Consider the following 14,057-nt stretch of genomic DNA (forward strand, 5'->3'; position numbering starts at 1 on the left):
CGTTAACCACCGACCTTTTTCTTTTTTTTTCGATCTTCCCACCATAACGGAAAACGAAAGAAGGCGTCTTTTTGCTTCTTAACAGATAACGGAGCTAGAGGGCTTAAAAATGGCTGGCCCAGCGATTTTAAAGATACCAGATGAATAAAGAGGGCCAGTGTAAAAACAATCATGCCGAATATTCCGGCTGATGCAGCGAACAACATCAAGATGAACCTGAGTAAACGAGCTGAGCCGCTGATGGAATAATATGGATTAGCAAAGCTTGCGATCGCTGTCAGCGATACAACGATAACAATGGCAGGGGAGACAAGGCCAGCGGCAACAGCAGCTTCGCCGATAACAATCGCTCCAACAATCGATACGGCAGGACCTATCTGCCTTGGCATCCGGATGCCCGCCTCTCTTAAAATCTCAAATACACCTTCCATGACGAGTGCCTCGATAAGGGCCGGAAACGGAATTCCCTCCCTCTGGGCTGCAAGGCTAACAAGAAGGTTGGTCGGGATCAACTCCTGGTGAAACGTTGTCAAAGCGACATATGTCGCTGGAAGTGCAAGGGAAATCCAGAAGGAGATGAAACGGATCATCCTGATAAAGGTAGATAAATCAAAACGGGTGTAGTAATCCTCGGCAGCCTGGAAAAAGGACATAAAAGTAGTCGGGGCAATCAGTACAAAGGGAGTCCCTTCCATTAGGATAGAAACTTTGCCTTCGGTTAAAGCCGAACAAACGACATCGGGTCTCTCCGTACTCTGGATCGTTGGAAACGGAGAATAACCTTTTTCCTCCATCAATTCTTCAAGCATACCGGTTTCATACACTTCTAACGTATCAACGGATTCGATTCGATTGATCACTTCCTTCAGTGCATTTTCATTAACATAGCCCTCGATATATGTTACTAAGATTTGCGTTTTGGTTACCTTTCCAATCACAAAGGATTTAAATCGCAATGCAGGATTGGTGATTCTTCTTCTGATCAGTGTGGCATTAATGGAAAGTGTTTCGACAAACCCTTCTCGCGGCCCCCGTATCAGTGTCTGTGATTCAGGCTCTGAGATTGCCCTTGTAGCCCATTCCTGATCTGAGGCAATGAATGCCTGACGTCTGCCCTGTACAAACAAAACGATGTTTCCGCGCAATAGATCATCCATTGTGGAAGATAGAGAAGTGGTTTCCTTCATCTTCGTTGGAATCTGAATATGCTGCCGAAAATCACGGTCACCTATAGTATCAAACGAATCATTTTCACGAAGCCAGTCCATCAGAGGATAAACGATTGTCCGTTCCAGGTCATCCTTGCTGACCATTCCGTCGATGTAACAAAGGGCAAAGCGGTCTTTGCCATATGAATAACTGCGTGCCATAAAGTCAAAGGGGTCTCCCAGCCTTTGCTTGATAGTTTCGATATTTTCATCCACTTCAGGAGATATCGCGTCTTTATCCAGGTGTTTCCCTGCGCTTTTTTCTTTTGCTTGCTTATTTTTGTTCCGATATATTTTCATAGAAAACCTACTCCGGGCATTTTTTATTAGTTTTTCTCATATGGAGCAGATTATACGTGGAATGAAACGAATAACAGGAAAAATTGAACAAATGGAAAGAAAGAAAGTTTTAATGCGGATAATTCGATTATAGGTAGCTTTTCTAAACCTTCAGTATTCTAAAATAGCAGAAGAGAGGGTGAACGAGGAATTTTTCGCATTGGCTTTGCGAACCGAACTAGAGCGATGGACTTTCTTATACCTGGTTTTTTGGACATAAAAAAACCTCCAAATTGGTAATTTAGAAGGCTAAAGACGATTAAACCCACAGAGGTCTTCTCAATAGGTCTCCCCAGGTTACCTACAAAAAGTACCGAAAAACCTATGTAGTATACTCTATCCAAAAAAGGAAATATTGTTGTATTGGCGGGATTGTGTGGGAATCGAACCCACCGGAGACGGCACGCGCCTCCCTCAGGGTTTTGAAGACCCAGGAGAACACCAGTTACCCATCCAACCCCATATGAACCGTGCATTTTACATTATATATTTTTCAGCCAAAAAGTCAAAAACTTAGACTTGCAAATCAAGTGGGGAGAGCGGTCAACCTTCAAAATTACAATAGATTGAAGGAATAACCCTTCTCCCTGATTTGATCGATTAGCTCCGGCAGTACAGATACTGTCTGTTTTAATTCGTGCAGAAGAATAATCGCACCGTCTTCAAGGTTGTTAACTACATTCGAAACAATTTCCTTGGGATTATCCTTTAACTCCCAGTCGATCGAAGCAATTCTCCACATTACTGGAACCATGTTTAATTCTTTTGCGGCTTTAATCGTATCAGCGTTATACTGGCCAAACGGCGGGCGGAAATAGGTCACGTTATTGCCGGTAATTTCTTCGATCCTTTGTTTACTATAATATAGCTCTTTATACTGTTCCTCATAGCTATACCTGGTTAAGTTTGGGTGCTTGCATGAATGGTTTCCGATCAAATGGCCTTCATCCAGCACTCTTTTCCATGGCCTGCCAGGATATAGCAGGCGAGATTGCCAGAAAAAGGCCGCTTTCACTTCTTTTTTAGCTAGTATATCGAGTATTTGTGGCAATACACGGGATGGGCCATCATCAAAAGTAAGCACTACCGCTTTTTTGTTATCCTTGTCAGATGACTCGGAGGAAATCAATACATCATTATCTTTAGAGTCGTACACGACCCTGTCACAATCAACCACTCATGGACTTTTAATCATTTCGCAATCCTCCTTTACAGCTATCGTTTGCTGACAACTGAAAATTGTTGCTTTTTCTGAGCTGAGTTATACGTCAGGTGATAGTACTCATCAGTGAATTCTTCTGGTTTTCCATCAAAAATGACTTTTCCTTCTTTTAACGCCAGAACCCGAGTCGCATAATGTTTTGCGAGATTGACATCATGGACGTTGATGATGGTAAGGAGATTGTGGCTAAAGTGAATCTCCTGCAAAAGATTAAAAATATGAGCCGCTGTTCCTGGATCAAGACTTGCGACAGGCTCATCCCCCAAAAAGACCTTTGGTTGCTGAAGCAGGGCCCGGGCTATTCCGACACGTTGTTTTTGGCCACCGCTTAAGTTTTCCACTCTGCGGCCGATCTCGTTTTCAAGGCCAACATTACCGATCACTTGCCGTGCCATTTCTTTTTCTTCATCAGAGAACAGGCCGAAAGCATTTCTAAAGTTGTTTCTGGAGCCAAAAAGACCCGTCAATACATTTTGAAACACGGACAGCCTCGGAACGAGATTGAAGTGCTGGAAGATCATCCCCGTTTCTTTTCGGACAGTCCGCAGTTGCTTGTCGTCAATCTTTGATAAAGGGGAGCCGTCCCAGAACATTTCACCTTCAGTAGCTTTTTGCAGTCCGTTCATACAGCGGATCAGAGTCGATTTTCCAGCCCCGCTCTGGCCCAGAACACACACGAACTCACCCTGTTCAAATGATAGATCAACATTAGAAAGAGCGGGTTTATCACTGCCAGGATAAATTACTGATAGATTTTCTGCTTTAAGCATAGCCGTTCTTCCTCTCTAAATAACCTTGCTGCGTACATAGCTTCCATAAAAATCGACAGCAATAACCATGAGCATGATCAATAAGACGTCGAGTGACACGGAAGAATAATTGAAGGTTTTAAAATCATTGAAAAGGCGCTGCCCGATTCCGCCGCCGCCGATAAAGCCTAAGATAAGGGATGTTCGGATCGCAACTTCGAACCGGTAAAAGTAATGAGATAACACATTGGGCCATATTTGCGGAAGTACACTGAACAAAAAGGCGAACCAGTTTTTTGCACCAACAGCCTTCATTGCTTCTTGAGGGCCTTCATCGGCGGCTTCGATCAATTCTGAGATAAGCTTGCCTAGTACACCGATATTATGGAACATGATTGCAAGTACTGCCGGAAAAGGGCCGAGGCCCAGTGCGGTCAACAGGACAAGGCCGAAGACAATTTCCGGGATCGATCGGATGAAGCTAAGGGCAACTCTCATGAAATGAAACAAGGAACGGTATGGCGATGTGTTCCTTGCAGCAATAAAGCTGATCGGCAGTGCGATAAGCAAGCCTAAAAAACTGCCGAGAAAGGCCATCGCCAATGTGTCCAGACTGTCACGCAGCATATCCGGAAGTAATGACCAGTCGACCGGAAACCACCCGGATAAAAAATCGATCATGTTTCTAAAATCTTTGAACTTTGATAGGTCAAACTCTGTTAATCTCATGCTTGCATAAACCAACAGAATTAAAACGGTAAAAGTAAGCAGGCTGCGCTTTTTAAACCATGCCATAGTATGGTGCTACTCCTTTATGATGCCCTGTTTGACTGCTGCCTCACGAATGCTTTCATAGTCTTCGGGATTAGCTTTTGTAAAGCCGGTTGCTCCAAACGCATCCAATATTTCCTGATCTTCAATGCCTAAAAAGGCGTCCCTTAATTTGCCGATCGTTTCCTTATCCGTATCTTTATGAACTGCCCATGGATATTGGAAAAGCTTCTCTGATTTCCAGATTACTTTTAGCTTTTCTTCATCGATTTTTCCAGAATCAACAAGCTGGTTATAGATCGCACTATCGATCGCTCCAGCATCGACCTGTTTATTCTGCACCGCTAGAGCAGTAGCATCATGGGATCCTGTGAAACGGACGGAATTAAACTTGTGTTCGTTTTCAGATTTATATACGCCTCTTTCTTCCAATTCGATGCTCGGGATTAAAGAGCCGGATGTTGAGTTTGGATCTCCAAAAGCAAAGTCAATCTCAGAAGGATCTTTAAGTAATTCGTCTAAGGAACCCCATGGATTTTCAGAGTTGGTAATGATGTATGAATGGTAGAATGGTTCTCCGTCGATCAGTTGTGTGATGATCGCTTTTGCTCCACTTTTTTCCTGCGCGATCACATAAGTAAGCGGCCCAAAATAAGCCATGTCGATCTTGTCGTAATTCATTGCTTCTACAACCCCGTTATAATCCGGGTAAACTTCTACTTTTACATCTCGGTCCAGCTTTTCAGATAAAACAGACTGAAGCTTATCCATCGCACCTTCCATTGCACCTTCTGTTTGGACAGGGATGACGCCGATTGTGAAAGCCCCAGATGCTTCTTCATCACCAGTATTATTACTGCTATTTGAGGCCTCTTCTCCATTATTATTGTTTCCGCCACATGCTGCTAAAGCGAGTAAAACAGCAAAAATAAACGTTAATATAAAGCCCTTTTTCATTTAATCACCTCAAAGTATTTTTTCAATCTTTGTAATTGCTACTATAAAAACTAAAGCGCCTGTTACAAGAATCTTCATTTAAATATCCTTTCAAATCTCTAACCCAATCTGACAAAAAAGGACTCCAAAGAGCCCTTCTACCTTACTGTGATTTTGCCAGGAGTATGTTCAGTTACTTCCCCGATAATCGCTGCATCAACGCTTTTTTCCTTAAGCGTGTTCACGAGGGAATCTGCTTCGGCTTCTGAAACTGATATAAGCAGCCCTCCTGAAGTTACTGCATCGCAAAGAATCAACTGGTCGATCTCATCGATTCCATCATAGCTGATATTATCTGCGAGCCATTGGTGATTCTTCTTAGTTCCGCCCGGAATGACTCCCTGTTCTGCAAGCTCTCTTGTTCTGGAGAGAACTGGAACATCGTCTTTGTAAATCGTGATTCCGGTATTGCTTCCTCTTGCCATCTCAAGAGTATGGCCGAGAAGGCCGAATCCAGTAACGTCAGTGCAAGCATGGACATCGAAATTATCCATAGCTTCTGCCGCAGCTTTATTCAATGCTGCCATCACATTCATCGCAACCTCGATTTCATTCTCAGAAAGCAGATCTTTTTTGATCGCCTGGGTTTGGATCCCTATTCCGATAGGCTTCGTTAAGATAAGGCGGTCGCCATGTTTTGCCCCGGTATTAGCACGTACTCGTTCTGGATGGACAGTGCCTGTTACCGATAATCCGAACTTTGGTTCCTGGTCATCGATAGAATGGCCGCCAACGAGAACTGCGCCTGCTTCCTTTACTTTATCTGAAGCGCCTGCAAGAATGTCAGCCAATATCTTTTTATCGAGAGTGCTTATTGGAAAGCCAACAATATTCATTACTGTCAATGGCTTTCCTCCCATCGCATATACATCACTGAGTGAATTTGCTGCAGCGATCTGCCCGAACATATAAGGGTCGTCTACGATAGGTGTGAAGTAATCAAGGGTTTGGACAAGGGCAACTTCGTCATTCAATTTATAAACTCCAGCATCGTCTGATGTATCAAGCCCAACGAGTAAGTTAGGATCTTCTACAGATCTAGGTAGATGACGCAGAACCTGCGTCAGGTCCTCAGGACCAATTTTGCATCCTCAGCCACCTTTGCTTGATAAAGAAGTCAATTTGAAAATTTCTTCTTTTGACATTTCAAACTTCCTTTCTTAAACAGTCTTTTTACATCTATAACCAGGAAACTTTAACATAGCTGTTTAATGGGATGATGTGTTTAATGCATGTTCATACATCGCTAAGACAGCTTCAGCCTCTTTTGTATCGGAATGATGACTTGCAACATACCTTTTTCCTGCGAGCCCGATCTTTTCTCTCAAGGACGGGTCGGTTAGTAATAGTTCGGCATATCGAGTGAATTCTATTTCATTCTCGTATATGAAACCCGTCTTTTCGTGGAAGACAATATTTCGATTTCCCTGGTTGCCTGATACTATGACAGGTAGAGAACTTCCCATCGCTTCTAAGATTGCAGATGACTGCCCTTCAGAATGAGAGGTGTTAAGAATGGTATCAGATGACTGATATATCGCACCCATACTTCGATGCGACACCTCACCAAAATATTTGATCCAATCCTCATTTTGTTTTACTAGATTGTTAACTTTTATGCCTTCCTCTTCTTCAATCACCGGCCCCACTAACCACAGGCGAATCTCCGGATGCTTTTTATGTAACGGTTTAAGCATCTTGATAGCCGAAGTAACATTTTTCACTTTTCTAATGCCGGCAGGAAGAAGAAACACAAACGTATCTTTTTCTTTCGGAAAAGGATGTGCAGTTTGGAAATCACTGGCTCCCTGGGATATTACGAACAACTTTTCCTCAATCTGCGGAAGGGCTGACAGCAGTTTTTGCTTTGCTTTTCCATCAAACACATGAACAGCTTTTGCCCCAAGTAAGGAAGCGATCACATCATTTCTTCGTTCACTGTTATCCAGATCATGATTAAGATCAGTACCGGTAAAGGTGATGACGTAATTTTTTATCTCTGATTCAAGTGTCTCCATAAATTTATAAAAGTGATACGCGTTAAAGCCGTGTACAAGGTCAGCCTGTGGTATAGCAGCTTTGTGATAATCGGTAACAGAAATGACTTCGGTATCGATGCCTAAATGGTTTAATCCTTCAGAAATACGCTGGACTGTAACCGTATTTCCGCGTGCCTGGTGATAATAGGGTGTAGCTAATACAACTTTCAAAACGCTCATCCTTTTACTGGGTGGTAGGTTAATTCATAGTAACCCTATCAATTTATTCATATTTGTACCTTTCATTTTAACAAAATAGCGGGGATTGTCATTTTTTTTGCTTCAGTTTATCGAAAAATTCTTTCATTATATAGTGTACCTTATATATCTGTAAAAATCTGTTTGGTTTTCTTTGGTGTTGAGTCAGAAACAATAGGATAGAGGAGGGGTAAAGATGAATAAGAAGATTGGAGACTTGAGGAAATCGCAGCAGGAATCTTTTTGCTGTACAGTTCTTGATGCTGAGCAAAGGGCTTATCAAGGAACGCTATACGGAAATCAAGATCTAGCGGAACAGCAATGTAAGGATATTAGCCAACGTATTAACCCTGAGCATGAACGGGGCGACAGGATGGAATTTGGACCCGGCTCATGCGGCGGGTTTGATCTCAGGGATAAGTAACTTTTTATTCTAATTTCAAGAGGCTGAATGCAAGTTCGATTCGAAATATCTGACCTGCATCAGTCCCTTTCCTCCTCATTACTTAGCTTATGTCAGAGTTAGTTAACAAAAAAGAGGCAGGGACAAAAGTATTTTAGCCAAAGGAAAATCCGAACTATGATTCAAAATTCTTTAATCAGAATTTAAATCAGTTCGGATTTTTCTTTTGGCCATTTAAGTAATTTTTCCTTTTCAATATATATGGGCTGCTGGTGAGCCTCCTCGAACTCCGGGGTCTCACCGATGCCTTTTCTCCCGTAGGAGTCTTCGTGTATTTTCTTCGCTAGAGGAGGAGTAATAAAGTTCCTTTAGTGGGAAACCACTTCCAGCGTAGGCAGAATACGTAGACTCCTCGAAAATGAACTGCCCATTTTCTTCGTGCGATGTCTTGCTGCCGTAGCCTTCCTTATCCTGCGGGAACAGCACGAGTCCGAAGACCCCGCAGCGATGGTTTTTCAGCGAGGAGGCTGAGGCCGTGCCCGCGGAAAGCGAAGTATTCTGCCGAAGCGGTTTGCATCACTCCTACTAGCTACAAAGGAAGATAAATCTATTGAAAATTAACATTCTATACTTGTTAATTCTGAATCATTCGTTTTTAAACTTGAACGTCTTATTTATGTCCCAGCCCCGTAAAAAATGTTAGACGACCATTTCTTTTTTCTTTTCTGCATCTTCTTCTTCCCAGCATTCTGCATTATCTATTCCAAGTTTTTGTGGATCAAAAGTCGGTTCTTTTCCTAATTTTCTTTGAGATTGATAATCCTTCAAGACTTTGATTGCTACTTTGCTTAACATTGCAACAGCAAAAAGGTTTATAAGCGTCATGAGCGCCATGAAAAGATCGGCGAGGCTCCAGACTAACCCAAGACTTGCCAGGGAACCAAACATAACCATACCAATAGTAGCTAATCGAAAGATAAAGAGAGAAAGGTAATTTTTCTTAATAAACTCGAGGTTGGTTTCTCCGTAATAGTAGCTTCCGATAATAGAGCTAAAAGCGAACAAGAAGATCGATACAGCTATAAAGATGGAAGCCCATCCGCCGATATGCGTATCGAGGGAATTTTGCAACAACTGAATTCCTTCAACATTTCCAGACTGATAAACATCAGACAACAGGATGATGAAAGCAGTCGCTGTACAGATGATAATAGTATCAAAGAATACACCTAACGTTTGAATGAAACCCTGTTTTGCAGGATGCGAAACAGTTGCGGTTGCTGCAGCGTTTGGGGCACTACCCATACCTGCTTCGTTAGAAAATAATCCTCTTTTTACACCATTCATAATCGCTGCTCCGATCGCACCGCCAAAAGCTTCCTCGAAACCAAAGGCGCTTCCGATAATTAGTTTAAACACAGCCGGCAATGCAGAAAGATTAGTTAACACTACGACAAGTGACAAAATGACAAAAACTGCGGCCATGAGTGGTACGACTGTTGCAGAAAAGTTAGCGATTCGTTGAACGCCGCCAAATATGATTGCAGCGGTCAGTACAGATAACACAATCCCGACTACGAACCTGTTTATTCCGAAAGCATTTTCAAAAGCAAAAGAAATGGTGTTACTCTGAACAGAGTTAAAGATCAGGCCAAATGTGACCGCGATTAAAACAGCGAATATAATTCCAAGCCATCTCATGTTCAATCCTTTTTGCAAATAGTACGCAGGTCCGCCGCGGTATGAATACTTATCTTTTACCTTATAAACCTGTGCAAGTGTACTTTCAACGAAGCTAGTCGCTCCTCCTAACAGGGCTACGAGCCACATCCAAAAGATTGCTCCAGGCCCTCCTAAGCCGATAGCCACTGCAACTCCGGCCAGGTTTCCCGTTCCAATCCTTGTTGCAGCACCGATACAGAACGATTTGAAAGATGAAATACTTCGCTTCCCATCTGTGACAGTTGATTTATCAAACAGAACTCTGATCATTTCGCCGATATATCGAAACTGTATAAATTTCAATTTAAAGGTAAAATAAAGTCCAATTCCTAATAAAGCGGCAATCAAAACGTAAGACCAAAGAATGTTGTTTAGAAAATCAATTGCGATAGACATCAAACGCCTCCCAGTTATTGTATTTTTCAGAAAATTAACACCAAAATTATTTTAGCTTAAAATAAAAGATTATTCAACATAATGCGACAAATTACGACATTTTTCCATTTCTGTTAATAGGAAGGAATTTTAAGTGCAGATACTTTTCTTAACGAGTCGATGAGAAAGGTTCCTTAAAAAGATGAAGGATGCTGTTAACGAAGTCTTTCGGTTAGAAGCGTTAAATAATAGGGGGGAATCTCATTTTAGCTCCTGGGATTTCCACGGATGATAGGGGACCCGGCCAGTAAGAGGGGATTTCTGGCAGCATTGTTGAATAAAATAAACACGCTCGCTAACAGAGCCTAAAAATAAAAAGAAGAGGGGGTGACACTTTGCCTTTGGAGTCCGCCCCTTTTTGTAGTGTTATAGTGAAGATTGCCAGCCGCCGTCTACATAAACGGTATGGCCGTTAACGTAGCTGGATGCTTCTGATGCAAGGTAGATCGCTGTACCGATCAATTCATCTGGATTTCCCCATCGCTGCTGAGGAACTTCACTTTTTACCCAGCTATTAAAACCCTGGTCCTCGACAAGCTTTTTTGTTAATTCTGTTTGGAAGTATCCAGGACCGATCGCGTTTACCTGGATGTTATGTTTGCCCCACTCTGTTGCCATCGATTTTGTGAGCATTTTCAAACCGCCCTTGGATGCGCAGTAATTGCCGATTGTCGGACGGGCTGCTTCTGCATTCAAGGATGAAATGTTAATGATCTTTCCCTTCTTGCGGTCTTTCATCTTTGCAAACACACATTGGGATACATAAAACACCGAATTTAAATTCACATCCATAACCGTGTTCCAGTCTTCCATCGTCATTTCCTCAAGCGGCGCCCTCCGGTGTATACCAGCGTTATTAATTAAAACATCGATGGGACCGACTTCTTCTTCAATATTGTTAATTGTTGCTTTCACTGACTCGGTATCGCAAACGTCAAAAGCAAAACCTGTTACGTCTCCATCCAGAGCACTAACGGTCTGGTCAACCGCATCCTGATTCCGCCCGTTGATGATCACCTTTGCCCCTGAATCAGCAAAGCCTCGTGCAAAACTCAATCCAAGTCCTCTAGTTGAACCAGTAATTAATACTACTTTTTTTTCCACACTAAAAAGGTTTTTCAAATCATCCACTCCTATACCTCGTCCATTTATGTATTAAAAGAACATCTTTCATTTTAGCCCACTCACTTTTAGGGGAAATGATAGGAAGAAGTTAAGAGGAAGATGTAACGAAAGTAAACTGAACCTCTTTTTAAATCTCATAATCTGTAAAACAAACTAAGAAGTTAGATTAATGTCCGATCAGGGTATCAAAAGACTATAGTTTAAAAAGACCTTTATGTTACAAGAAACGATAAGGTTTACCAAAAAACTCAGAAAACTGCCTATTTTCCCTATACTGTGTTTGACAAAGATAAAATCGGGGAAAATAGAAAACAAATAATCGTAGGAGTTTCTGCCCAGGTGATCCAATAGTTTAAAAGCGTTTGCAGCAACATACCAGACCGATACAGTTATGGAAAAACACAATTAATACTCAGTTCAAAGCCGATTAGAAATCGTTCTAACCGCATCCGGAAAAATTTGGGCTTTGACACAAAGATAGGACAGCGTTTATAGTATTAAAAAAACTCCTGGCTGATTGTTCGCTTACGTGTAATGAGAGGATTTACAGTTTGAACAAAAATAGAGGAGGAGAGACCATGAGCCTAACAAATAGTCAAGAAATGAATCTAAAAGCTGGCGATTGGGTAAAAGGTAATTCAATTAACGATGAGCTATTCAAAGGATATGTCGAAGCCTTGAACGAAACACTTGGAACGGTAAGAATCCGTGTAGTTGATTGTGATAACAATCGTACGGTAGGAAAAACCATTGAAACATTCGTGAATCACATTTCTAAAATGCCGGAAATCGATATCGACCGTGAAGGATATCTTCACACCATGATTGACCTTGCACTTATGACGAAAGATAAGAAATGGTTTGATGAATTAACGGATGAATTGAATCAGCTAGACATGGAAAAGAAAAGCCAAAACGAGTCGCTCACATACTAAAAATAAAAGCACGGGGTGTTATTTGCAGCAAAAATGCGCTAGGATTAATAGTAGAAGACCCGGTTCTTAGGAGGAACTATAATGAATAGTGAATTTACGCTCGCTGTCCATAGTCTGGCGTTGTTATCTATCTATCCCGGACAAATGGCAACGAGTGATTTTTTGGCAGAGAGTGCTTCTGTCCACCCTGTGCGAATGAGGAAAGTACTGAGTATGTTAAAGAAAAAGAACTATATCAATTCAAAAGAAGGGGCCGGTGGAGGATTTATTCTCTCCTGTGATCCAGCTGAGGTTTCGCTAGATGAGATCTATGAACTGACATCGGTCGGCTCTTTAAAACCGAAGTGTCCGGAAGCAAACAGCAAGTGTGTTGTAGGGGCAAATTTATCGACTGTACTCGGTGGCATTTTTCAGGACGGGGAAGACCATCTTACTTCTTTTTTGAAAAAGTATACCATTAGTGATATTATACACACGTTAAAGGAAAGGCAATGTTGATTTGTCTTTTTCTTTTGCTGTTTAATGTAATATGAAAAATTACAGTTATAGGAGGGTTTGAGTGAATAAACTTTTACACCAGAGCAAAGATACGTTATTTTTGACAGAAGAAGACCTTTCCCTTATTCAATCAATAGGTAGTGTTTATTCGGTGCAGAAGGATGAACTTATCCTCGACCCATCTAAACCGAACGATTCGATTTTTGTTATATTGGAAGGGTGTGTTGGTACCTTCCAGCACGATTCAGATAAGAAAAATAAAATCCATAGCAAGCTTTATGCAGGAGACGTTTTTGGCGACTATTCTGTTTTTGCCAGCGACTCTATTTATGCAAAAGCGCTTACGAATGTTAAAAAGGTTCATATCCCTGCTGATCGCTTTAAAAAAATGATGCACGAGCATACAGAGGTTGCGCTTAAACTGAAAAGGCTTTTGTCCCAGCAAAGGGCCAGTTTTGAACAGTCAAAAAGCAAAAGTGATGTACGAATCTATAAATGGCTGAAGGGAAAAGTATGCAAACCGGGTTCTTCTTTAAAATTCCTTCAGGGAACAGGTTATTTTCATTGTGAAAAATGCTAAGTTTTTATTTGTTAACTGTAATTATTTTTGTTACAATATAGGTCGTGCTAGAAGCGGTAATCTTTTTGGATTTAGGAAGGAGAATGAACAATGCAAGCAACGATTCAAGCTGAAGACATTTTACAAGTGATGAAAGACCGCAAGTCGGTTCGAAAATATAAACAAAATGTTAAAATTCCCGATGAAGAGCTTACTGAGATTCTCGAAGCAACTGTTGAAGCGCCATCTTCGTGGAACCTGCAACACTGGAGATTTCTTATTGTTCAAAGTGAAGAACAAAAAGAGAAACTATATAACATTGCCTACCACCAGCAACAGGTAATGGATAGCTCTGTCACGATTGCGGTGCTTGGCGATCTGGAAGCGGACAAAAGTGCCGATGAAGTATACGGTGAGGCAGTTAGATTTGGTTATATGGATGAAAAGGTAAAAGAAACCCTTGTTGGAAACATTGAGGGCGCCTATAAGAACATCGAAGGGTTTGCAAGAGACGAGGCAATCTTAAACAGTTCTTTGGCTGCAATGCAATTAATGCTTGCTGCAAAGGCGAAAGGATATGACTCCGTTCCAATGGGTGGGTTCAACCGCGAAGCATTCAAAAGTGAATTTAATGTTCCCGAACGATTCACTCCGGTAATGTTGATCTCTATTGGTGAAGCTGCAGTAGAAGCTCACAGCACTGGTCGGTTCCCGTTGGAAAAAGTCGTTATAAACGAGAGCTTTTAATAATCCCTGGTCGGTCGTTTGATCGGCCATTTTAAATTTTTGAAAAAAAGATGCAGTGCCTATTGAAGGTTTACGGAAAATTTGGTTATAATAAAAGCGACTCTTCAAATA

The 14,057-nt window shown here is 41.6% G+C and carries 14 protein-coding genes and 1 tRNA gene; 5 read left to right on the forward strand and 10 right to left on the reverse strand.

Annotated features, from left to right (window positions below):
• Window positions 1-2 precede the first annotated feature (2 nt).
• The 8 genes from FCL54_RS20905 to FCL54_RS20935 all read right to left on the reverse strand — a co-directional run bounded on the left by FCL54_RS20905 (window position 3) and on the right by FCL54_RS20935 (window position 7,504).
• A complete protein-coding gene (locus tag FCL54_RS20905; protein WP_138129110.1) occupies window positions 3-1,508 on the reverse strand; it encodes a spore germination protein in 1,506 nt (501 codons plus the stop codon).
• Window positions 1,509-1,911: 403 nt separating this feature from the next.
• Window positions 1,912-2,008, reverse strand: a tRNA-Sec gene (locus tag FCL54_RS24170).
• 95 nt (window positions 2,009-2,103) lie between these two features.
• On the reverse strand, window positions 2,104-2,724 hold the full coding sequence (locus tag FCL54_RS20910; RefSeq protein WP_138129112.1) for a polysaccharide deacetylase family protein: 621 nt from the start codon (window positions 2,722-2,724) through the stop codon (window positions 2,104-2,106).
• Window positions 2,725-2,762: 38 nt separating this feature from the next.
• Entirely contained in the window at window positions 2,763-3,539 is a 777-nt protein-coding gene (gene phnC, locus FCL54_RS20915; protein WP_138129114.1) for a phosphonate ABC transporter ATP-binding protein, read from the reverse strand.
• A gap of 15 nt (window positions 3,540-3,554) precedes the next feature.
• On the reverse strand, window positions 3,555-4,313 hold the full coding sequence (phnE, locus tag FCL54_RS20920; RefSeq protein ID WP_138129116.1) for a phosphonate ABC transporter, permease protein PhnE: 759 nt from the start codon (window positions 4,311-4,313) through the stop codon (window positions 3,555-3,557).
• A 9-nt stretch (window positions 4,314-4,322) separates the two neighbouring features.
• Window positions 4,323-5,246 carry a phosphate/phosphite/phosphonate ABC transporter substrate-binding protein gene (gene phnD / locus FCL54_RS20925; RefSeq protein WP_138129118.1) on the reverse strand — a complete coding sequence of 308 codons (924 nt, stop codon included), beginning with the start codon at window positions 5,244-5,246 and terminating at the stop codon, window positions 4,323-4,325.
• 137 nt (window positions 5,247-5,383) lie between these two features.
• On the reverse strand, window positions 5,384-6,430 hold the full coding sequence (selD, locus tag FCL54_RS20930) for a selenide, water dikinase SelD (RefSeq protein ID WP_181954891.1): 1,047 nt from the start codon (window positions 6,428-6,430) through the stop codon (window positions 5,384-5,386).
• 63 nt (window positions 6,431-6,493) lie between these two features.
• Window positions 6,494-7,504, reverse strand: coding sequence for a glycosyltransferase (locus FCL54_RS20935; protein WP_246055389.1), 1,011 nt, complete (start codon window positions 7,502-7,504; stop codon window positions 6,494-6,496).
• Between the two features lie 214 nt (window positions 7,505-7,718).
• On the opposite strand from FCL54_RS20935, the gene FCL54_RS20940 reads away from it, so the two are divergent.
• Window positions 7,719-7,946 carry a hypothetical protein gene (locus tag FCL54_RS20940; protein ID WP_138129122.1) on the forward strand — a complete coding sequence of 76 codons (228 nt, stop codon included), beginning with the start codon at window positions 7,719-7,721 and terminating at the stop codon, window positions 7,944-7,946.
• A gap of 678 nt (window positions 7,947-8,624) precedes the next feature.
• Here the strand turns inward: FCL54_RS20940 and FCL54_RS20945 are convergent.
• Window positions 8,625-10,043 carry an alanine/glycine:cation symporter family protein gene (locus tag FCL54_RS20945; RefSeq protein ID WP_138129124.1) on the reverse strand — a complete coding sequence of 473 codons (1,419 nt, stop codon included), beginning with the start codon at window positions 10,041-10,043 and terminating at the stop codon, window positions 8,625-8,627.
• A gap of 405 nt (window positions 10,044-10,448) precedes the next feature.
• Window positions 10,449-11,204: a glucose 1-dehydrogenase gene (locus tag FCL54_RS20950; RefSeq protein WP_138129126.1), complete on the reverse strand. Its 756-nt coding sequence runs from the start codon at window positions 11,202-11,204 to the stop codon at window positions 10,449-10,451.
• Window positions 11,205-11,785: 581 nt separating this feature from the next.
• Between FCL54_RS20950 and FCL54_RS20955 the strand changes: the two genes are divergently transcribed.
• From FCL54_RS20955 to FCL54_RS20970, 4 genes are all read left to right on the forward strand, one after another.
• Window positions 11,786-12,142 carry an IDEAL domain-containing protein gene (locus FCL54_RS20955; protein ID WP_138129128.1) on the forward strand — a complete coding sequence of 119 codons (357 nt, stop codon included), beginning with the start codon at window positions 11,786-11,788 and terminating at the stop codon, window positions 12,140-12,142.
• Window positions 12,143-12,223: 81 nt separating this feature from the next.
• Window positions 12,224-12,640 (forward strand): RrF2 family transcriptional regulator, encoded by a 417-nt coding sequence (locus FCL54_RS20960; RefSeq protein ID WP_138129130.1) that lies wholly within the window; start codon window positions 12,224-12,226, stop codon window positions 12,638-12,640.
• Between the two features lie 61 nt (window positions 12,641-12,701).
• A complete protein-coding gene (locus tag FCL54_RS20965) occupies window positions 12,702-13,220 on the forward strand; it encodes a Crp/Fnr family transcriptional regulator (RefSeq protein ID WP_138129132.1) in 519 nt (172 codons plus the stop codon).
• A gap of 90 nt (window positions 13,221-13,310) precedes the next feature.
• Window positions 13,311-13,946, forward strand: a complete 636-nt coding sequence (locus FCL54_RS20970; RefSeq protein WP_138129134.1) for a nitroreductase family protein — start codon at window positions 13,311-13,313, stop codon at window positions 13,944-13,946.
• Window positions 13,947-14,057: the final 111 nt, after the last annotated feature.

It is taken from the genome of Exobacillus caeni, from assembly GCF_005747095.1.
Lineage (GTDB): Bacteria > Bacillota > Bacilli > Bacillales > Guptibacillaceae > Exobacillus > Exobacillus caeni.